This is a genomic window from Bradyrhizobium sp. JR3.5 (assembly GCF_054057015.1).
Window position 1 is genome coordinate 5,933,783 of the sequence record NZ_JBSRYV010000002.1, and the last position, 19,832, is coordinate 5,953,614.

Sequence of the window (19,832 nt, forward strand, 5' to 3'; positions counted from 1 at the left end):
CGCGCCCTGGCGCCATCTTGGGAGTGGATGAAACCCCGTATAATCACTACCCTTTTTTGCATTGCGGCTAACATTTGTGAGCTGCCTGCGTTGAATGTTAGTCCGCGACCGAGGTGGTGCTAAGTCTCACATAAGTCTCATGGAACCAGACGTTAATAGCGCATTGCTGATTGACACTCCGGTATTGAGGACTTAACAATGGACTTAACAAGTTCGTAACCTGTGTCCACATTTGAGCTGCGTCGCAACAAACCAGTTGTGAATCAACAGCTTAAGTGGGGGCGAGCGGCTTGAATCCTCGTATCCCAAGCAGGGGCTACATCGATGGCGACTTACAATCTCGACCAGACTGACCTCAAACACGCGATCAACTCCACGATCGATCACGCGACCCAGCAACAGATTCTTGACTATCTGATCAACGCAGGGGTCGGATTCACCAGCCCGGACGACGGAACGCAGATTCCGGTGCAGGTGGGTGCCGGGATCTCCAACCCGGATCCGGCTGCCAACGTTCTCATCGAAACCAACGCCAATAACACTGTTAACACTGACGCCAACCTGAAGGCGATCATCGAGGCCACCAACAGCGACGTGACGCTGTCGGTCAACGGCAGCACCCCGGTGCTGGTCGCGACCGGCTCCGGCAACGATCAGGTCTTCATCAACAACACCGGCGATACGACGGTCCTCGCCGGCGGCGGCAATGACACGATCTTCGGTGGCGCGGGTCATGACTCGCTCAGCGGCGGTGCCGGCAATGACGTGCTTGTCGACAACGCCTCCGGTCACAGCACGCTGGATGGCGGCACCGGCAACGATCTGCTGGTCGGCACTGGAGCCGACACGCTGCTCGGCGGCTCCGGCAACGACACGCTCTACGGCGGTACGTCGTCTGATCTGGTGGGCGGTCGCGGCGACGACGTGCTGGTTGGGGCGGTACGGGCAACAATCTGCTCAGCGGCGGCACCGGCAACGACGCGCTCTACTCGAACTCGGATGCGTCGCACGGCTCGCGGCTCGACGGCGGTGCGGGTAACGACTCGCTCTATGGTGGTGCGGGTGCCGATACGCTGTATGGCGGCGCCGGCAACGATCTCTTGGTCGGCGGCACCGGCACCGTTGCCGAGTACGGCGGCGCCGGCAAGGACGTGCTCTACTCGGGCAGCGATGCGTCGCACGCGACCTCGCTCTACGCTGGTGACGGCAACGACTCGCTCTATGGCGGTGCTGGCAACGACACGCTGTATGGCGGCTCCGGCAGCGACACGCTGGTCGCCGGTTCGGGCAACCAGACGCTGCTCGGCGGCGGCGGCAACGACTCGTTCGTTGGTTCCGCCTCCGGTACGGCCTCGATGGTCGGCGGCTCTGGTCAGGACTACTTCTACCTGTCCAACCTCCACAGCAGCGACACCATTGACGGTGGTGCCGGCAACAAGGACTCGCTGACCTTCCTGGATCACGCCTCGACCGATGTGACCGGAATCACCGCGGGCAAGGATGGTTCTCTGGACGTCAACTTCAGCAATGGCCAGGTGACCCAGATCAGCAACATCGAATACCTGATCTTCAACGATGGTCACTCGACCAAGCTGTAAGATCCCAGGTCTGCACTAAACTAGCTCTGCACTAAGCCAAGGCGCCGCCTCAACCATGGTTGAGGCGGCGCTTTTTTTCGATTGCAGGTGGTGCTCGAAAATGTTGTCTGATAGTCTTGCAGCCTGCTCCAATTGTGAGTCATCGAGATAATTTGAGTATTTGCTTAGAGATGACGTAGCGCGTCGAAGCAGGGGCTCCATCGATGGTGACGCAAAACCTGAATCAGACGGGGCTCAAGGCCGCGATCAGCTCCACGATCGATCACGCAACCCGGCAACAGATTCTCGACTATCTGATCAGCGCGGGGATCGGTTACACCAGCCCGGATGACGGCGCGACGATCCCGGTCGAGGTGGGGGCGGGGATCAGCAACCCGGATCCGGACGCCAACGTTCTGATCGAAACCAACGCCAATAATACGATCAAGCTTGATCCCAACCTGAAGGCGATCATCGAAGCCACCAAGAGCGACGTGACGCTGACCGTGAACGGCGCCGCCCCGGTGCTGATCGCGACCGGCGCCGGCAACGACGAAATCACCTTTAACAACAACCGCGGGACGACGGTTCTTGCCGGCGCTGGCAACGACACGGTGTACGGCGGCGGCGTGGGTCACGAAACGATGGACGGCGGCGCCGGCAACGACTGGCTTTGGGGCGGTACCTCAGCGCAACTGTTTGGCGGTAGCGGCGACGACACGCTGCTGTCCGGCGGCCCGGTGTTCGATACGAGCGTTTCCAGTGCGCTTTACGGCGGTAGCGGCAACGACGAGCTGCTCGGTGGCTGGGGCGATGATAGCCTGTATGGTGGCGCCGGTGACGACTGGTTGAGCGCGGGGTTTCGGCAACCAGTTTCTCGACGGTGGCGCGGGCAATGACACGCTGGTCGCCGGCACATACAGCGATCAGATCTACGGCGGCGCCGGCGACGACCTGCTCTACGCGAACTTGTTTGCGTGGTACGGCTCGTTTCTGTCGGGCGGTGACGGCAACGACACGCTGGAAGGTGGTGCCAGTGGCGTTGCCGACACGCTGGATGGCGGCGCCGGTGACGACCTGCTGCAGGGCGGCACCGCCACTGCTGCGGAGTACGGTGGCAGCGGCAACGACGTTCTCAAGTCAGGCGCCGGTTATGGGCTCGGCACGTTGCTCGATGGCGGTGCGGGCGACGACACGCTGGTTGCCGGTGCAGGGTATAGTCCTGCCAATATCGGTTCCGACACGCTGGACGGCGGTGCCGGCAACGACCTGCTGATCGGCGCTGCCGGGACTGTTGCGGAGTATGGTGGCAGTGGCAACGACGCGATCTACTCGCACTCGGATGCATCGCACGGCACGATCCTGGACGGCGGTGCGGGCAACGACTCGCTCTATGGCGGTACCGGTGCCGACTCGCAGGATGGCGGCGCCGGCAACGACCTGCTGGTCGGTGGTATCCGCACTGTTGCCGAATACGGCGGCAGCGGCAAAGACGTGCTCTATTCGGGCAGCGATGTGTCGCACGCGACCTCGCTCTATGGCGGTGCCGGCAACGACTCGCTCTATGGCGGTGCCGGTGCCGGCTCGCTGGATGGCGGCGCGGGCAACGACCTGCTGGTGGGCGGCACCGGCACTGTTGCGGAATACGGCGGCGCCGGCAACGACGTGCTCTACTCGGGCAGCGATGCCTCGCATGCGACCTCGCTCTACGGCGGTGACGGCAACGACTCGCTCTATGGCGGTGCCGGCAACGACACGCTACGTGGCGGCTCCGGCCACGATACGATGGTTGCCGGCTCGGGCATGCAGACGCTGATCGGCGGCAATGGCGGTTCGTCGTTCGTTGGCTCCGCCACGGGCACGGCCTCGATGGTCGGTGGCTCGGGTCAGGACTACTTCTACCTGTCCAACCTCCACAGCAAAGACACCATTGACGGTGGCGCCGGCAACAAGGACTCGCTGACCTTCCCGGATCACGCCTCGACCGACGTGACCGACATCAGTGCAGGCAAGGACGGTTCTCTGGACATCAACTTCAGCAATGGCCAGGTGACCCAGATCAGCAACATCGAATACCTGATCTTCAACGATGGCCACTCGACCAGGTTGTAACATCCCAGGTCTTCACGAAGTGAGGGGGCCGTCTCGACCTCGGTTGGACGGCGCTTTCGTTGGTGTGCGAACAGGGTGATCGGAACTTGTCGATCATTCGGCGTCGGATCGGGCGAGCTCCGTCTCAAGTTCCGCTCCAGGCAGCCCGTTAACGTACGTTAGAACGTTAGTTCGTCACATTCGGACCACGTAGCTTTTGTAAAGGCGTGTGGCTCGCTCGATTGGGTGGTGCCGTGGCCGATGGTTTTCCCGCGGCGCCGGCAACTTCGGTCAGGACGAGCGATCGCTGCAGAAATCAGCCGCTTAATGCGCGAACCGCGGAGCTCTCGAATTGGCCAAGAAGAAAATGCTGAACGCCGGCGCTGGATCGACGGTTGCCAAGCGGATCCAGCCGCTCCTGACGTCGCATGAGTGGGAGGAGGTTCGCCTCGATGTCGACGGCAGCGTGAGTCCGGATATCGTCGGCTCGATTACCGATCTCGCGAAATTGTGCCGGCCGGCGTCGTTCGACGCGATCTGGTGCTCCCATCTGATGGAGCATCTCTATGCCCATGAGATACATCCCACATTCGTCCAGTTCCGCGAGGTTCTCAAGCCGGACGGGTTCGCGCTGATCATGTCGCCCGACCTGGAGGCGGTGGCTCAGCACATGCTGACCCAGGGTCTCGGTGCGGTCGCCTATGTCTCGCCGGCCGGTCCGATACGGCCGCTTGACATGATCTACGGCCATTCCGGCGCGATCGAGCAGGGACGCCACCACATGGCGCACAAGACCGGGTTTTCGTGCGACCGGATGGGAAACCTGCTGCTGAGCGCCGGGTTTCCGACGGTGTCCGTTCGCAGCGGGAACTTCGAGGTCTGCGCGTTGGCGCTCATGCCGGAGGCCCAGGAGAGGCGGCTCCGGCCGCAGCTCGAGGCCTGCGGCTTCGACTTCCGGGAGACGGAGACCGTCGCCCCGTGATTGTTGATGTTAAATAATGTTATAAGGGTTCCGTGGTTAAACCACCGATAGCAATGGCCGGAACCGGCTTCTGTGCTTGTTGCGACACACATCTTTTCGGAACCATGCGCTGAAAATGCTGCGTTAGCGAACTAACAGTGATAAGTTATATCTCGCTAAGGACCGGATCTTGCGCAGTCGAAACCTCGAGGCTTCCATGACCAAACACCTCTCGCTCGTCGGCGCACCTTCGGTGGAGGCGCTGCCGCCCTCGGGTCTCGCCTGTCTCGTCATCGTGGCAAGACAGCATGGTTTGCACCTGACGCCGTCCCAGCTCATCCATGACAATCTGCTGGACGACCAGGAAGTCACGCTTGCCGAGCTTTTGAAGTGCGCGAATTCCTCGGGCATGACGGCAAAGGCCGTCACGCTGGACTGGAAGGGGCTGAGCCATCTCAAGCGGGCGCTGCCGGCAATCGTTCGCCTGCGCGATGGCAGCCACATGGTCTTGCTGCGCCTCGAAGGCGATGAAAACAGCACCCGGGTGGTCTTGCAGGATCCGAACGCGAGCGAGGATGCGCTGCTCGTCATCGATCAACCGCGCTTTGAGGACATCTGGTCGGGCGATGTCGTCATGGCCAAGCGCGATTACGAGATCTCCGACGAGACCCAGCCGTTCAGCTTCGGCTTTGTCACCGCATTGCTGTTCCGCGAACGGCGGATCCTGCGCGACGTCGCGATCGCGGCGCTGATCCTGGGCTTCATGGGCCTGGCGCCGATCATGTTCTGGCGGCTGCTCTCCGACAAGGTGATTTTCTACAAGGCCTACAACACGTTCTACGTGCTGTGCATCGCCATGTTCGTGGTCATCATGTTCGAGGCGGCGTTCACCTTCCTGCGGCAATATTTGGTGCAGCGCCTGACGGCACGCCTGGACGTCAAATTGTCGACCTATGTGTTCGAGAAGGTGCTCAATCTGCCGATCGACTACTTCGAACAGAACGCCGTCGGCCTGATTTCGCGGGACATCCGCGAGGTGTTTCGAATTCGCGGCTTCCTCACCGGGCAGTTGTTCGGGACCGTTCTCGATTCGACGACGCTGTTCTTCTTCCTGCCGGTCATGTTCTTCTTCAGCCCGATCATGACGTTGATGGTTCTTGCCTTTGCCGGGGTGATCGTAACCTGGCTTATCCTGATGCTCCCGACCTACCGGAAGAAGTCCTCGGCAACGCTGGCGGCCGAAGGCGCACAGGGCGCGTTCCTGATCCAGAGCCTGAACGGCATGCGGACCATCAAATCGCTGGCGCTCGATACGCGGCAGCGCCACATGTGGGATGTGCTTGTGGCGCGCGTCGCCAAGGCGCGTCTTGCCGAAGGCCTGACCGGAACCGCGATCCAGACGGTGGTGCGTCCGTTGGAACGGTTGGCGGTGAGTGCGCCCTATGCGTTCGGTGTCTACCTGGCCGTGTCGAGCGGCGATCCGGTCTATGTCGGCGCGCTGTTTGCCTTTCTGATGCTGTCGCAACGCGTTGCCGGCCCGCTGATGCAGATGGCCCAACTCATCAACCAGTACGACGAGGCGCGCACGGCCGTCACGATCGTCGGCCGGCTGGTGAATCAGCCGCCTGAGGAGGGACGTTCCGGCCATGGCGTGCGGGTCCCGCTCAAGGGACTGGTCGAATTCTCCGGCGTCACGTTCAAGTACAAGGGGGCGGTGTCGCCGGCGCTGAACAACATCTCGTTCGAGATTCCGCTCGGCACCACGCTGGGCGTGATGGGCAAGAGCGGCTCGGGCAAGACCACGATCACGCGGCTGTTGCAGCGGCTGCACTCCGACTACGGCGGCCTGATCAAGGTCGACGGCATCGATGTCCGCGAATACGATGTCGACCATCTCCGGCGCAACGTCGGCGTCGTGCTGCAGGAGAACTTCCTGTTCAGCGGCACGATCCGCGAGAACATTTCAGCCGCGAAGCCGGATGCGACCTTCGACGACATTGTCAGGGCGGCGCGTTTGGCCGGCGCCGAGGAGTTCATCGACAAGCTGCCGCGCGGCTACGAGACTTATATCTACGAGGGATCCACGAATCTTTCCGGCGGGCAGCGTCAGCGCCTCGCGATCGCGCGAGCGCTGATCGTCAATCCTCCGATCCTGATCCTGGACGAAGCGACGAGCGCGCTCGATGCCGAGAGCGAGACGATCGTGAACGCGAATATTTCGCGGATCGCCCAGGGGCGCACGCTGATCATCATCTCGCACCGGCTGTCGTCGCTCACGAAGGCCGATGCCATCCTCGTGCTCAATCGCGGCGTGGTCAATGACATCGGGCGCCACGACGAGCTTCTGGAACGAAACGACATCTATAGCTCGCTCTGGTACCAGCAGAATACGCATCTCGTGCCGGCGGGCCGCAACGAGAAGAACTTCAGGAGTCCGACCCTTGTCTCCTAATCAGGCTTCGCTCGCGACCGTTCGCCAGTTCCAGTCCGAAACCGATGCCATCCGCGAGGCGGCCGAGCCGTTGCTGGCTCGCGCGACGCTGTTCGTGCTGTCGGCGTTCCTGGTCTCCGTCGTGGCGATCATGTGCTTCACGCGCGTCGATCGGGTCATCACAAGCGTGGGCGGCAGGATCGTTCCGGTCGATCAGATCAACGTGCTGCAGGCCCTGGACGCATCGATCATCAAGACGATCGATGTTCGGGAAGGTGAGCAGGTTGAGACGGGTCAGCTGCTCGCGACGCTCGACTCGACCTTCACCGTGGCCGATGTCACGCAGTACAAGCTGCAGATTGCCAGCCTTGACGCACAGGTTGCCCGCGACGAGGCCGAATTGTCCGGAAAGCCGCTGACATTCGGTCAGTCCAACGATCCGGAAGTCACCCGGTACAACGCCTTGCAGAAGGCGCTCTACGACCAGCGCGTCGCCCAGTACAACGCGCAGGTGAACAGCTACGACTCCAAGATCAGCCAGACCGAAGCGACGATCCAGAAGTCGAAGAAGGACGACGAGCGTTACAGTCAACGTGCCGAGATCGCCGGCAAGATCGAGGACATGCGCTCGACGCTTGCCGAAAGCGGCAGCGGGTCCAAGCTGAACCTGTATCTGTCTCAGGATAATCGCCTGGAGTTGCTGCGCCAGATCGACAACACGCACAACACCTTGCTGGAAGCGCAACACCAGCTGGAATCGTTGAAGGCCGATCGCAAGGCCTTCACCGAGCAATGGAATGCGCAGCTGAGCCAGGATCTGGTCACGACGCGCAACAGCCTGGATACCGCCCGCTCGAACTATGACAAGGCCATCAAGCATCAGGACCTGGTGCGGTGGACGGCTGCCGAGCCGTCGGTCGTCCTGACCCTTGCCAAGCTCTCGGTTGGATCGGTCCTGAAGCCGGGCGATCCCTTCATCACGCTGATGCCGCTCAAGACCCGGCTCGAGGCCGAGATCCAGATCCTGTCGCGCGATGTCGGCTTCGTCCGGCCGAACGACCCCTGCACGATGAAGGTCGACGCCTTCAACGCGGCGGAGCACGGTACCGCGCAGGGCAAGATTCGCTGGATCAGCGAAGGCGCCTTCACGACCGATGACGACGGAAAGCCGGTCGATGCCTACTACAAGGCGCGATGCTCGGTCGATGAGACCAACTTCAAGGACGTTCCGAAGAATTTCCGCCTCATTCCCGGCATGACGCTGCAGGGCGATGTCAATGTCGGCACCCGTTCGGTGGCGATGTATCTGCTCGGCGGCATGCTGCGCAGTGCAAAAGAAGCAATGCGCGAGCCATGACGGTATCGACGCGATCCCTTCTCGACTTGCTCCGGCCCGGTTCCTCCCGTTCAGACCCATCGCAGTTTGAACGGGGGCTGGAGGCTTACGAGAACCGGCAATATCTGGAGGCGTTGCGCTTGTGGCGGCTTGCGTCGCGCGCGGGCAACCCGGAGGCGGATTACCGGATCGGACTGCTCTATGCGCGGAACGAGGGCGTCATCGGCAACATTCCGGACGCGGTCGCGTGGTATGAGCGCGCCGCCCTGAACGGACACACCGACGCGCAATTCCAGCTCGGCCTGATCTACTTCCACGGGTTTCAGGCCGCGCTCGGACCGAACAGGCCCGAGATGTGGCGGCAATCCACCGCAGCGCGGCTGGGTGACAAGGCGACCAACCTGCACGATCTGGTGTTCCCGAACGGAATCGGCGTGCCCAGGGACCTCGACGCCGCCTTCCTCTGGATGTCGGTGGCGGCGGAGGCCGGCAAGGCGGACGCACAGGCGCTCCTGGGCGACATGTACGCCAACGGGCAAGGCTGCACCAAGGATCACGCTGTTGCCCTGCGCTGGTACGAGGCCGCGGCCGAGCAGAAGGCGGCGGCCGGCGAATTTGCGCTTGGCGACGTGCATTATCAGGGACGCGGTGTTCCCGTCGATTTTGCGCAGGCCGCGATCTGGTATCACAAGGCCGCGGAGCAGGGGCATGTGCGCGCGCAGGTTGCGCTCGCTTTCATGTGTCTCAAGGGCACCGGGCTGCCCGAAAATGTCGAAGAGGCCGCGCGACTGTTTCAGAGTGCCGCTGCCCATGACGATAACATCGCGCTCTACAACATCGCGCTGTTGCGGCTGAGCGGCAAAGGGGTGGCCAAGGACCTCGACAAGGCCGAGACCGCGCTGCGCAAGGCGGCACGGAAGGATTACCTGCCGGCGATCCAGGCGCTGGCCGAGTTCTACGCCCTCGGCACCGCCGCCGAGCCGGATCTGCGCGAGGCGGCGTACTGGTACGAGAAGGCGGCCGAGCGCGGCGACGCGCAGGCGCAGTTCTTTACCGGGCGCTTCTACGCCACCGGCACCGGCGTTCCACCCAGCATCCGTCAGGCTGCGAAATGGTTCGAACGCGCCGCCGAGAGCGGCCATGCCACGGCGGCCCACAACATCGCGGTGTTCTATCTCAACGGCAACGGCGTGACGCGCGATGTCGCGGCCGCGATCAAGTGGTTCGAGCGCGCGTCCGAGGGAGGCATCAGCGCCGCAGGCGTGCAACTCGGCCGGCTCTACTCGGCGGGCAACGGTGTGCCGCGCGACCAGGTGCGCGCTGCCGAATGGCTCAGCAAGGCGGCCAAGGGCGGCGACGCCGATGCAAAGACGGCCTATGCCCTGTTTCTCATCCAGCAGGAGCCATCCGAAGCGGGTCTTGCGCAAGCGCGCATGTTGCTCACCGATGCCGCCGAGGTCGGTCATTCCGCCGCGGCATTCCAGTTGGGCGGTCTTCACATGGGAAGGTCCGGTGGCGCCGTCGATCTACCGGCCGCGGCCCAATGGTTCAAGCGCGCGGCAAGTGCCGGCCATGTCGAGGCCCAGCACACATTGGCGTTGCTGTATTCCGATCCCAAGAGCGCCCTCAAGGATCCGCAGGCGGCAGCCGGCTGGATCGTCAAGGCTGCCGATGGCGGCAGCGCCGCAGCGCAGTTCAAGCTCGCGGTGATGTATTGCACCGGGCAGGGCATCGAGCAGGATCTTGCCCAGGGCGTGAAATGGTACGAGGCCGCGGCGCGCCAGGGCCATACGACCGCGCAATACAACCTTGCCGTGATGCTCGGGCGAGGTCAGGGCCGCGACGCCGATCCGGCGAAGGCGGCCGAGTGGTTCGCGGCAGCTGCGGAGCAGGGCATGGCCGAAGCCCAAGTCGCCATTGGCGATGCACTGCGTGCCGGCAACGGCGTCGCGCAGGACCGCGATCAGGCGCTGCGCTGGTATAGACAGGCGGCGCAACAGAACAACGAAGGTGCGCTGCGTCGTCTGCAGGCGATGGGCGAGAGCGTCGGCTGAGATTGTTGGAGGCGGACATCACGTCGCGCGCAGGCAATGGCAGAGACAGTGACACGGCTTTGTTTTTGGGCGCGAAGGCACTGAAGCGTGCATGTCCGCGTGACAATCTAGGCAGAACTAACAATGGCTTTCATATCGACGATAGAGAGATTGCGTTAATGTGGGTTCGCGGAATAAATGCTCATTGCACCTCTGGTTGTGTGAAGATGATCGATAAGAACCGAGAGGTCACGATCTGGAGCGTGTCAGGCAATGTGATCCCGGGGTCGAACGTCCGCGTGACCGGGAAGGAAACCGGAGCCGGCGTTAAACGTTGGCAGGAGATTGAGTGGCAATGAACAAGATGGTCGAACGGAGCGTCAGGGATACGAAGGATATGTTGCCCGTTGCCAGTCCGGTTCAGCAGGAAGACCATCCGCAGAGCCTGTTCCTGGATCCCGATATCAGCGATCTCCAGTCAGGATCGCGATTGCGTGGCGCGATCCTCGAATATTCGGGGCGGGGAATCTCGGGTTGGATTGTCGATGCCCAGTCGCCAGCTTCAACGGTTTCGATAGCGCTCTTTGTCGCTTCCCACTGTGTCGAAGAGGGACGCACCGGCCGATCCATGCCGGCCCGCATCGGTCCGCGGAGCGTGATCGGACGTCCAGGATTCCGGATCGATCTATCCACGCCGGGTGTGCGCCGTCGGCTGGCGCGCGCCCTCCGAAACACGCTCGTGGAGCCCAAGCATGCGCAGATCTATCTGCGCATCAGCCTGAACGATGGCGAATACTACGAGATACCGCTGTTCGAGAATTTTACGCCGAGCGAAGTGGTCGTAGCGTTAGGCTTCGCGATCGAAGACTACGATGATCTGCTGTTTCCGAACAACGACAACAGGACAATTGCCGGACCGGCGGCCGTCGCCACCAAAGAGGTGCGCTACATTTGTTTCTACCTGCCGCAGTTCCATTCATTTGAAGAAAATGACAGGTGGTGGGGACCGGGGTTCTCGGAGTGGACCAACGTCGCGCGCATGCGCGCCCAGTTTCCGGCTCACGAATCGCCGTGGTTGCCGGCCGATCTTGGATTCTATGACGTCCGGCTGCCGGAAACGCGCCGCCAGCAGGGCGATCTCGCGCGCAAATACGGCATCGATGGATTTTGTTACTACGTCTACTGGTTTCAGGGACGACGGCTGCTGGAAAAGCCGCTTCAGCTCCTGCTCGAGGACGGCGAGCCGAACCTGCCTTTCTGCATCTGCTGGGCCAACGAGAACTGGTCCCGCCGGTGGGACGGCTCGGATGCCGAGCTCCTGTTGGGACAAAATCACTCGCTCGACGACGACGTCCGCTTTATCGACGACATGGCCGACCTGCTGCTCGATGAGCGTTACATCACTGTCGATGGTCGAAAGATCATCGTCGTCTACAGGCCGTCATTGTTGCCGGACAAGCAGCGTCTGTTCGAGATTTGGCGCGAGAGGGCCAGAGAGCTTGGAATCGGCGAGCTGCTGATCTGCAATGCGATGACCTTCGGAGAGTTCGATCCGCGTGACGTCAATTGTGATGCTGCGATCGAGTTTCCGCCGCACACGGTCTCGACCCGGGAGGTGCCGCCGGCCGACGTCGATGCTCCGCCGACCTTCGCCGGAAAGGTGTACGACTATGTCGATGCGATGCGATCGTCGATCGGCAAGACCTACGATTTCCCGTTCTTTCCTGCCGTGATGCCGCGCTGGGACAATACGCCCCGCAAGGGCGCGCGCGGTCACGTCTTCACCAGGTCCAGTCCGGAGGCGTTCGAGGTCTGGCTTCGCGACGCGACGCTGCGGGCCAAGGGCAACAGCTTCTCCGAGTCATTGGTGTTCATCAATTCCTGGAACGAGTGGGCGGAGGGTGCTCATCTCGAGCCGGATTCGCGTCATGGACGAGCGTTTCTCGACGTCGTGCGAAGGGTGGCTTCGGCTGAGCCGATTTCGGCGCAGATCCGGAATAGCCCGGATCTGCTCGATTGCCTGAGCAGGCAGGAGCTCGAGTGGGCGGTGAAGGAGGCTTCGACCCATGTCGAAGTGCTCGCAAACCTTCACCGATCAGGTCTCACTCATTCGGGCGTGCAGCGCGTCAGGAACGGCACGCCGGTCGAGGCAGAAGGCGCATCCGATAATCCGGCAGGTTCATTGCTGGTCATCGAGAACATCAATTCTCAGTCGGGCGAGCGGGTGATCGTCGATCCGCGCTTCGAGATTTTGGTGCGGGGTTGGATCTGCGCGGGCAATACGTTCGAGGCAAGCCGGCAACGAACGGGATTCCTGGTGCTGTCGGCGTTTGCGCCGGATAGCGCGGTCAATAGCGGGTACTGCCTGATCGTCGATTGGCACGAGCGCGTGGACGTGAAGGAGTATATGAAGGCCGAAAGCAAGGACTGCTATTTCGGCTTCCAGCTGTCCTTCTCGATTCGGGATTTGCCGGATGGTGAATATCAGCTCGCGGTCCTGGAGGTCCGGCGACGGAGCCAGCGCGCTGGTGCGGTCCCGCCATTCGATCATCGTGAGACGTTGAGGTCGCCGCCGATGCTCGCAAGTGTCGTCATCGCGTGCTACAAGCACGAGCAGTATCTCGAGGAATGCCTCGAGACTGTCTATCAGCAGACTTTTGCCGACATCGAGCTCGTCATCGTCGACGACCATTCGCCGGACAAGAGTTTTGAAGTCGCACAGAAGGTGATCAAGAAGCGGTCGTTTGGAAAGCGCTTTGTTTCCTGCAAGCTGCTCAAGAATCCGCAAAACCTTGGCGCCCACTACACCTGGAACAGGGCATTGTCGCTGACGAGCGGCGACATGATCTTCCTTTTGAATTCGGACGATGCCTTTTCTAAGGAGCGGGTTCGGCTGTTCGCGGATCAATATGCCAATGAGCGGCTGTTCTTCGGCTTCTCGGCCGTTGAGCCGATCGACGAGCACGGCAAGTCGATCAGCAACTACCAGTTTCCCACGCGCCTGCGCTATGCAATCGATCGGGCCCAGATCGCAGGTGCGCCGCTGTCATGGACATTCCTGGATTCCCAGATTGCCGCGTCGACCGGAAACTTCGTCTTCAGCCGTGAACTGCTGCGGCAGGTGGGCTGGCTCGCCGACCTCAAATACTGTCACGACTGGGACTTCGCCCTGCGCGCCGTCACCAAGGTCGAGCCGACCTATCTCGAGTCCGACCGCTATCTGTATCGACTTCACTCAACCAACAGCTTCCGAAGTCTGAGCAAGGTGGCCGAGAGTGAGACCAAGGCTTGCATGGAGTCGTATTGCCTGAATGCAATCTCGTCGCGGCCGCAAAACAAGACCTGCCTCAGCCCGTCCAATTTCGGCGATTCGTTCTACGATTTCGTGAAGCTGCACCCGAACTTCAATTATTGGGTCAAGCAGATCTACGCGCCCTATCATCCGGAACATCGGACGGTGGAGTCGAACGATCGGACCAGGCCGCTTCGTTGGCGCTGATCGGAGACGGAAAGCCGGCCTTGTCCGTTCCGATGCAATCGGAATGGAGCCCTGATTGAGAGTGCGGCGCGGCTTCACGCAAGCCGCGACACACGTCTCTAAGACCGACCTAGAGCGGGATGAATTTTGGTTGAATCGGCTTGCCGCGATTTCGGTTCACCTCTCCCCAGCGGGGAGAGGTCGGATTGCTCTCGGCGATGCGAAGCATCGTCCGGTGCAATCCGGGTGAGGGCTCTTGCTCTCTCGATAGACCGTAACCCCTCACCCGATTTGCTGTGCAAATCGACCTCTCCCAAAGGGAGAGGTGAACTTTCGACGCCGTTCCAGCTCAACCTAATCTCATGATGCTTTAGCAGAGGTTTTTCGACGCCGTCTTTGCGGTCGCCTTAAGAACTTCGCGCAGCGCTTCCAGGCGATCGGTTTGGCAGGGCACGGTGGGGACCAGCCAGCCACCTTCGTCATTTTCGTTCCAGGCATAGATCAGCACCGCGGGGGCCCGGCGATCCGGCGCACGGCTGTTCACCCAGCTGATCGATTGCGCCAGATGGCCGGCCAATTCCTTCTTCGTTGGCGCGGTGTAGAAATTAGTGACCCCATCGCCGGGACGCTGCTTGGTCTCCCAGGGCACGGGACGTTCGATGCGCGGGCGCCTGTCCCATCCGGTCATCACCGTGGGCACGACCGGGACCTGGCTCGCGGCCAGATCGTTCCAGCCCTTTTCGGCATACTTCGCAAGATCTGCAAAGCTTCCGCGGCCGTTGCCGGTTGTGATCGCATATGACCCGACCGCATCGGCGCCCAGATTGGCGGCCTCCTGGCTCAGGAATTTCGTGTCTCCCGCCAGCACGATGTAAGGATCGGCAAGCCCGGCGCCGTTGGCGTCGGATTTGAACTTGCCGAGCTGGGTGCGCAGACCTTGCACGCCCCCCCAGCTTCGCTGCACGTCCGCTCCCTTGATGAAGCCCAGGAAGTACAGCGGCCGATCATTCTCCACCCTCAGATAGTTCTTGTCCGCCATGAGGCCGATGTGCTCCTGGGGCAGTGAAGACAGCTTGGCTGCCGATCCCCATCGCCCGAGCTCGGTGAACATGCAGTATCTCAGTTCGGCTGCCTTTGGCCGGGCTCTGAACGCGTAAAGGGCTTTCGACATCGGGTGGTTTGCGCCGTAGGCGGCAAACGCCCAATAGTCCAGCCCTGCGAAGATGGCCTGGTCGATCTCCTTGTCCATCTCGGCCTCGATCGAAGCCGAAAAATCGAGCGCGTTGGGATCGCGGTTCATCTGCGTTCCGAAGAACGGCGTTCGCCAGCGATATTTTTCGGGACCGAGCGATTGCTTCATGGCTTCGGTCGGCTGCGAGCCCGGCGCATACCAGGCGTCCCATCGGATCGCTCCGACCAGCGGCCGGGAGGGTGCCGCGGCCGCAGCAGGATGGCTGGAACCCAGGACGCTGAGCGAGCCGGGCAGGAGGCTTGCGGATAACGATGTCAAAAACATCCGTCTCGTAAGCGCGAACGGCTTACGGACTGCTGCATTCTCATTGTTCATTGGCGACCTCCGATCGTTCCCGTCCGGTGCGACGGTTTCGTGCAAATGACAGCGAGCCCTCTGCTTCTATTGTATTGATTTTCCTCGAAATAACCTTACAACAGTTAAATGTGAGCGCTACGTGTTATAGCCTTATTCTTGTAGGATAAGTGCGCTAATAGGGAATTCGTGGTGCGAACCAATGGTAATTGCTTGTTGATCTCGTGGGGAGCGGCTCAGGTTGGACATGGAAATTCCTGCATTGTCTAGTTTCAGCTCAGGCGTGAATCTCGATACGCTTCCAGCAAGTGAGATCGAGACAAGGCTTCGAGATTTCTTTTCCGGGCGGATCGCAAATCCGAAGCCCGACGACCTCATCCAATCGGTCGAGCAGTTGGAGCAGCAATACGGCCACTACAAGGAATTCCAGTTTGCAAAGGCGGCAGCGCTTGTGCAGGCATGTGATTTCGCCGGAGCGCGCGCGCAATCCTTCTCGACCTCGTCAAGCAGCTGCCGTCCGACTCGCGGATATTGCATCGCCTTGCGATCGCGGATCTCAACATGGGATCAGCTCACGAAGCGCAGGACGTCTATCTTTCCGCGCTCGCTGCGGCCCCGAAAAGCGAAAATCTGCGGCGCGAGTTCGCCGGCCTCTTGCGCGTGATGGAGGCGAAGAAGCTCTATGTCGGGGTCGATCGGAAGAAGCACGGCCTGGCCGCCGTGTGCGCCATCAAGAACGAGGGCGACGACCTCTTGGAATGGCTGCACTTTCACAGACTGGTCGGAGTCGATCACTTCTACCTCTACGACAACGGCAGCACCGACAACACGCGCGACGTGATCGAATCCTTCCCTTGGCCCGAAATGATCACCTATCATTTCGTGGAGGGCGAATTTGGCCAGATGCGCGCGTTCTCTCATGCGATCGACAGCTATCGCAATTGCTCGGAATGGTGCGCCTTCATCGATGCCGATGAGTACCTGTTTCCGACCAAGGCCGGCAACATCAAGGACGTCCTGGCGGAGGTTGGATCAGCGCCGGCAGTGGCGGTGCATTGGTTGAACTTCGGATCGAACGGTCACGACGCGAAGCCGGCCGGCTTGTGCATCGAGTCCTTCACGCGTCGCGCTCCGGACGACTTCCCGGATCATTTCATCATGAAGTCGATCATTCGGCCGGACACCATCGTGTCCTACCTGCATCCTCATCAATCGCTCGTCCTGGGGTGCTACGTCCAGGAAGACGGCACGCCCGTTTTCCCGATCGGCGGCCGCTGTACGGCTCCCAAGCGGGACAAGCTCGTCATCAATCACTACTACACCAAGTCGCGGCAACAATTGCTGAAGAAGCGTGAGCGCGGCAGGCCGCTCGCCGATGGCGATCCCGAGAAGATCCGCGCGATGGAGTTCTTCACGTTGCGGGATCGCAACGATATCGAAGACGCGACGATCCAGCGGTTCCTGCCGGAGCTGAAGAAGCTGGTCCAGAGCTGAACCCGGGGAAAACAAGAAGGGCGCGCCAATCGGCGCGCCCTTTTGTTTTGTGCATTGAACTGATCGTCGACCGTAGCGGCCGGCCACAGCGGCTCTGGTCGGCTATAGCGGCTCCAGGCGGTATTTCGCGAGCAGGGCTTGTGCCGCATCGACGTCGATCCTTGGCGGCCTTTGGAAGACGGACATATTGTTGGCACGCGCGATCTCCCGCGCGACCGTCCGTACCGAATGGTAGTGGGGACGGTTCTCGAAGTCGTGAATTGCGATGAAGGCTCCCGGCGCGGCGTGCAGCACGCACTGCACGAAGCAGGCCACGCGAAACCGGCCGTCGACGAAGTACAAGTCCGCCGTCTTGCTTTCCGGACGCTCCCAGATGCGTTCGTGATAGTCGGGCCAGGAGCTCTCCTTCTCCTTCTCCACCGGGTAACCCCACTCGCGCAGCTTGCCGATATCGACGTGCAGCAGCTGCGGCTGGGTGCTCGCACCGCGCGTGGCGTCGGCGACCTTGGAGAGCCATTCCGAGGAGGAATCGATGGAAATGACCCACTCCTTCTTGGTTTGACAGGCGAGCCAGGTGCTGCCGCCCGACCCGAATTCCAGATAGCGCGTCGAGAGATCCACGAAGCTTTTGAACAATGTCTGTTCCTGGCCGTCCATTGCGATGTTCATGGCGGGATCCCTTGGTTTCTCGATTTGTTGTCTGGCGGCTGGTTGCCAATCCACCGTCGGAAGGCGGTCGCGGCTCGTCAAGCCACGATGAGATCCGGTTGAATCTTCATCGCGCTTCCCGGCTTGCTGTTGGCTATCCACGCCGACGGCTTGGAGAGAGCGGCGATTACTGGTTCAGCCCGACGCGCTCCACCTTGTAGCCGCGCTCCAGGATCGCGCGCCACCAGGGTTGCTCGTCGACATACCAGCGCACTGTCTTGGCGATGCCGGTCTCGAAATTCTCCTCGGCGCGCCAGCCGAGCTCGGTCTCGAGCTTGGTGGCGTCGATGGCGTAGCGGCGGTCGTGGCCGGGCCGGTCGGCGACGAAATTGATCAGCTGGCGCCGCGGGCCTGCCGCAGCCGGCATGACGTCATCGAGCAGGTCGCAGATGCTTTCCACGACGTGCAGGTTGGTGCGCTCGTTGCGGCCGCCGACATTGTAGGTCTCGCCGACCTCGCCGCGTTCCAGCACCAAGGTCAGCGCCTTGGCGTGATCCTCGACGAACAGCCAGTCGCGGACATTCTGGCCGTCGCCATAGACCGGCAGCGGCTCGCCGGCGAGCCCCTTGATGATCATGTGCGGGATCAACTTTTCCGGGAAGTGATAGGGTCCGTAATTGTTGGAGCAGTTGGTCACCAGGGTCGGCAGCTCGTAGGTCTCGCGCCAGGCGCGTACCAGATGATCGGACGACGCCTTGCTGGCCGAATAGGGCGAGTTCGGCGCATAGGCCGTGGTCTCGGTGAACAGGCCTTCGTCGCCGAGCGACCCGAACACCTCGTCGGTCGAGATATGCAGGAAGCGGAACTGGTCGCGCTTCTCGGACGAGAGCGTGCGCCAGTGACGCAGTGTCTCCTGCAGGATCGTGAAGGTGCCGACGATGTTGGTCTGGATGAATTCGCCGGGGCCGTCGATCGAACGGTCGACATGGCTCTCCGCCGCAAGATTCATCACCGCATCGGGCTGATATTTCTCGAACAGCCGGCGCAGGACCTGCGCCTCGCAGATGCAGGCCTTTTCGAAAGTGTAGTTCAGGCTCTCGGTCGAGCCGGGCAGGGAGGCCAGGTTCGCCGCATAGGTCAGCTTGTCGATGTTGACGACGCGGGCGTGGGTGTCTCGCAGCAGGTGCCGGACCACGGCGGAGCCGATGAAGCCGGCGCCGCCGGTGACGAAGATCGTCGATCCCTTAAACCGCATGTTTGAATACCTCGGCAGTGCGGGGCTGACCCTGGAACGAGCGGTAGACCGACAGCAGATACTCGCCGTAGCTGCTCTTGGCGGTCTTCTGTGCCACCCTCGCGAAGGCTTCCAGCGAGATGTAACCCTGGCGCAGGGCGATCTCCTCGGGGCAGGCGATGCGCAGGCCCTGGCGCTGCTCCAGGATCTGGACGAAATGGCTGGCCTCGACCAGCGAGGAATGGGTGCCGGTGTCGAGCCAGGCGAAGCCGCGGCCGAGCACCTCGACATAGAGGTCGCCGCGCTCGAGATAGGCCTTGTTGACGTCGGTGATCTCGATCTCGCCGCGCGGCGACGGCTTGATGCCGGCGGCGATATCGACCACGTCATTGTCGTAGAAATAGAGACCGGTGACCGCGACGTTGGACTTCGGGCGTTTCGGCTTCTCCTCGATCGACAGCGCCCGCCCGGTGCCGTCCAGCTCGATCACGCCGTACTGTTCGGGCGCGTTGACGACGTAGCCGAACACGGTGGCGCCCTTCTTGCGGACCGAGGCGGCCGACAGCATGCTCGGCAGGCCGTGGCCGTAGAAAATGTTATCCCCTAACACAAGGGCGACCGAGTCATCGCCGATGAAGTCGCGTCCCACGATGAAGGCGTCGGCGAGACCCCGTGGGGTCTCCTGGGTGGCATAGGCGAACCGGACACCCATCTCGCTGCCGTCGCCGAGCAGGCGCTGGAACAGCGGCTTGTCCTGCGGCGTGGAGATGATCAGGATGTCGCGGATTCCGCCGAGCATCAGCGTCGACAGCGGATAATAGATCATCGGCTTGTCGAAGACGGGCAGCAGCTGCTTGGAGACGACGGTCGTCACGGGGTAGAGACGCGAGCCGGTGCCACCGGCAAGGATAATGCCTTTCATGGTCCCTCACAGTTTGATTATCAAAACATAACATATAGCGTGCGCCGCACAAGTTTGTTATGAGGTGGAAATTAACATTTC

General features: G+C 61.5%; 15 protein-coding genes and 2 pseudogenes. 12 read left to right on the forward strand and 5 right to left on the reverse strand.

Going from position 1 to position 19,832, the window contains the following annotated elements; all coding sequences use genetic code 11:
* Positions 1–204 precede the first annotated feature (204 nt).
* Positions 205–735: a hypothetical protein gene (locus tag ACVWW1_RS45160; RefSeq protein ID WP_456660332.1), complete on the reverse strand. Its 531-nt coding sequence runs from the start codon at positions 733–735 to the stop codon at positions 205–207.
* Here ACVWW1_RS45160 and ACVWW1_RS45165 point away from each other — a divergent pair.
* The 10 genes and pseudogenes from ACVWW1_RS45165 to ACVWW1_RS45210 all read left to right on the forward strand — a co-directional run.
* Positions 625–885: pseudogene (locus tag ACVWW1_RS45165) on the forward strand (calcium-binding protein); the annotation flags it as partial. The gene ACVWW1_RS45160 and the pseudogene ACVWW1_RS45165 sit on opposite strands and share 111 nt — an antisense overlap.
* A 68-nt stretch (positions 886–953) precedes the next feature.
* A pseudogene (locus ACVWW1_RS45170) lies at positions 954–1,073 on the forward strand (calcium-binding protein); the annotation flags it as partial.
* A gap of 27 nt (positions 1,074–1,100) precedes the next feature.
* A complete protein-coding gene (locus tag ACVWW1_RS45175) occupies positions 1,101–1,598 on the forward strand; it encodes a calcium-binding protein (protein ID WP_456660333.1) in 498 nt (165 codons plus the stop codon).
* Between the two features lie 203 nt (positions 1,599–1,801).
* Complete coding sequence (locus ACVWW1_RS45180) at positions 1,802–2,476, forward strand: calcium-binding protein (protein ID WP_456660334.1); 675 nt, start codon at positions 1,802–1,804, stop codon at positions 2,474–2,476.
* A gap of 70 nt (positions 2,477–2,546) precedes the next feature.
* The gene (locus ACVWW1_RS45185) at positions 2,547–3,689 is read left to right on the forward strand and encodes a calcium-binding protein (RefSeq protein ID WP_456660335.1); all 1,143 of its coding nucleotides are present in this window, start codon (positions 2,547–2,549) and stop codon (positions 3,687–3,689) included.
* Positions 3,690–4,035: 346 nt separating this feature from the next.
* Positions 4,036–4,650: a class I SAM-dependent methyltransferase gene (locus ACVWW1_RS45190; RefSeq protein ID WP_456660819.1), complete on the forward strand. Its 615-nt coding sequence runs from the start codon at positions 4,036–4,038 to the stop codon at positions 4,648–4,650.
* 196 nt (positions 4,651–4,846) lie between these two features.
* Positions 4,847–7,081 (forward strand): peptidase domain-containing ABC transporter, encoded by a 2,235-nt coding sequence (locus tag ACVWW1_RS45195; RefSeq protein WP_456660336.1) that lies wholly within the window; start codon positions 4,847–4,849, stop codon positions 7,079–7,081.
* A complete protein-coding gene (locus ACVWW1_RS45200; protein ID WP_176532477.1) occupies positions 7,071–8,417 on the forward strand; it encodes an HlyD family type I secretion periplasmic adaptor subunit in 1,347 nt (448 codons plus the stop codon). The genes ACVWW1_RS45195 and ACVWW1_RS45200 overlap by 11 nt, the downstream gene beginning before the upstream one ends.
* Positions 8,414–10,450 carry a tetratricopeptide repeat protein gene (locus ACVWW1_RS45205; protein ID WP_456660337.1) on the forward strand — a complete coding sequence of 679 codons (2,037 nt, stop codon included), beginning with the start codon at positions 8,414–8,416 and terminating at the stop codon, positions 10,448–10,450. The genes ACVWW1_RS45200 and ACVWW1_RS45205 overlap by 4 nt, the downstream gene beginning before the upstream one ends.
* 607 nt (positions 10,451–11,057) lie before the next feature.
* Entirely contained in the window at positions 11,058–13,928 is a 2,871-nt protein-coding gene (locus ACVWW1_RS45210; protein WP_456660338.1) for a glycoside hydrolase family 99-like domain-containing protein, read from the forward strand.
* A 349-nt stretch (positions 13,929–14,277) separates the two neighbouring features.
* Here ACVWW1_RS45210 and ACVWW1_RS45215 read toward each other — a convergent pair whose 3' ends face one another.
* The gene (locus ACVWW1_RS45215) at positions 14,278–15,156 is read right to left on the reverse strand and encodes a hypothetical protein (protein WP_456660339.1); all 879 of its coding nucleotides are present in this window, start codon (positions 15,154–15,156) and stop codon (positions 14,278–14,280) included.
* Between the two features lie 538 nt (positions 15,157–15,694).
* On the opposite strand from ACVWW1_RS45215, the gene ACVWW1_RS45220 reads away from it, so the two are divergent.
* Together ACVWW1_RS45220 and ACVWW1_RS45225 are read left to right on the forward strand one after the other, a co-directional pair.
* Positions 15,695–16,117 (forward strand): hypothetical protein, encoded by a 423-nt coding sequence (locus tag ACVWW1_RS45220; RefSeq protein WP_456660340.1) that lies wholly within the window; start codon positions 15,695–15,697, stop codon positions 16,115–16,117.
* Entirely contained in the window at positions 16,015–16,947 is a 933-nt protein-coding gene (locus tag ACVWW1_RS45225) for a glycosyltransferase family 92 protein (protein ID WP_456660341.1), read from the forward strand. Before ACVWW1_RS45220 ends, ACVWW1_RS45225 begins: the two co-directional genes overlap by 103 nt.
* Positions 16,948–17,049: 102 nt before the next feature.
* On the opposite strand, the gene ACVWW1_RS45230 is transcribed toward ACVWW1_RS45225, so the two are convergent.
* From ACVWW1_RS45230 to rfbA, 3 genes are all read right to left on the reverse strand, one after another.
* Positions 17,050–17,616, reverse strand: coding sequence for a hypothetical protein (locus ACVWW1_RS45230; RefSeq protein ID WP_456660342.1), 567 nt, complete (start codon positions 17,614–17,616; stop codon positions 17,050–17,052).
* Positions 17,617–17,782: 166 nt separating this feature from the next.
* Positions 17,783–18,850 (reverse strand): dTDP-glucose 4,6-dehydratase, encoded by a 1,068-nt coding sequence (gene rfbB, locus ACVWW1_RS45235; RefSeq protein WP_456660343.1) that lies wholly within the window; start codon positions 18,848–18,850, stop codon positions 17,783–17,785.
* Positions 18,840–19,751, reverse strand: a complete 912-nt coding sequence (gene rfbA / locus ACVWW1_RS45240; RefSeq protein WP_207836577.1) for a glucose-1-phosphate thymidylyltransferase RfbA — start codon at positions 19,749–19,751, stop codon at positions 18,840–18,842. The genes rfbB and rfbA overlap by 11 nt, the downstream gene beginning before the upstream one ends.
* Between the last annotated feature and the right edge of the window lie 81 nt (positions 19,752–19,832).

Excerpts from the sequence above, each read along its gene's own strand:
- ACVWW1_RS45160 (WP_456660332.1), bottom strand. The coding sequence starts at position 735 with ATGACCCGCGCCACCGAAGATCGTGTCATTGCCGCCGCCGGCGAGGAC.
- ACVWW1_RS45180 (WP_456660334.1), top strand. The coding sequence starts at position 1,802 with ATGGTGACGCAAAACCTGAATCAGACGGGGCTCAAGGCCGCGATCAGC.
- ACVWW1_RS45190 (WP_456660819.1), top strand. The coding sequence starts at position 4,036 with ATGCTGAACGCCGGCGCTGGATCGACGGTTGCCAAGCGGATCCAGCCG.
- ACVWW1_RS45195 (WP_456660336.1), top strand. The coding sequence starts at position 4,847 with ATGACCAAACACCTCTCGCTCGTCGGCGCACCTTCGGTGGAGGCGCTG.
- ACVWW1_RS45205 (WP_456660337.1), top strand. The coding sequence starts at position 8,414 with ATGACGGTATCGACGCGATCCCTTCTCGACTTGCTCCGGCCCGGTTCC.
- ACVWW1_RS45210 (WP_456660338.1), top strand. The coding sequence starts at position 11,058 with ATGCCGGCCCGCATCGGTCCGCGGAGCGTGATCGGACGTCCAGGATTC.
- ACVWW1_RS45215 (WP_456660339.1), bottom strand. The coding sequence starts at position 15,156 with ATGGACAAGGAGATCGACCAGGCCATCTTCGCAGGGCTGGACTATTGG.
- ACVWW1_RS45225 (WP_456660341.1), top strand. The coding sequence starts at position 16,015 with ATGGGATCAGCTCACGAAGCGCAGGACGTCTATCTTTCCGCGCTCGCT.
- ACVWW1_RS45230 (WP_456660342.1), bottom strand. The coding sequence starts at position 17,616 with ATGAACATCGCAATGGACGGCCAGGAACAGACATTGTTCAAAAGCTTC.
- rfbB (WP_456660343.1), bottom strand. The coding sequence starts at position 18,850 with ATGCGGTTTAAGGGATCGACGATCTTCGTCACCGGCGGCGCCGGCTTC.
- rfbA (WP_207836577.1), bottom strand. The coding sequence starts at position 19,751 with ATGAAAGGCATTATCCTTGCCGGTGGCACCGGCTCGCGTCTCTACCCC.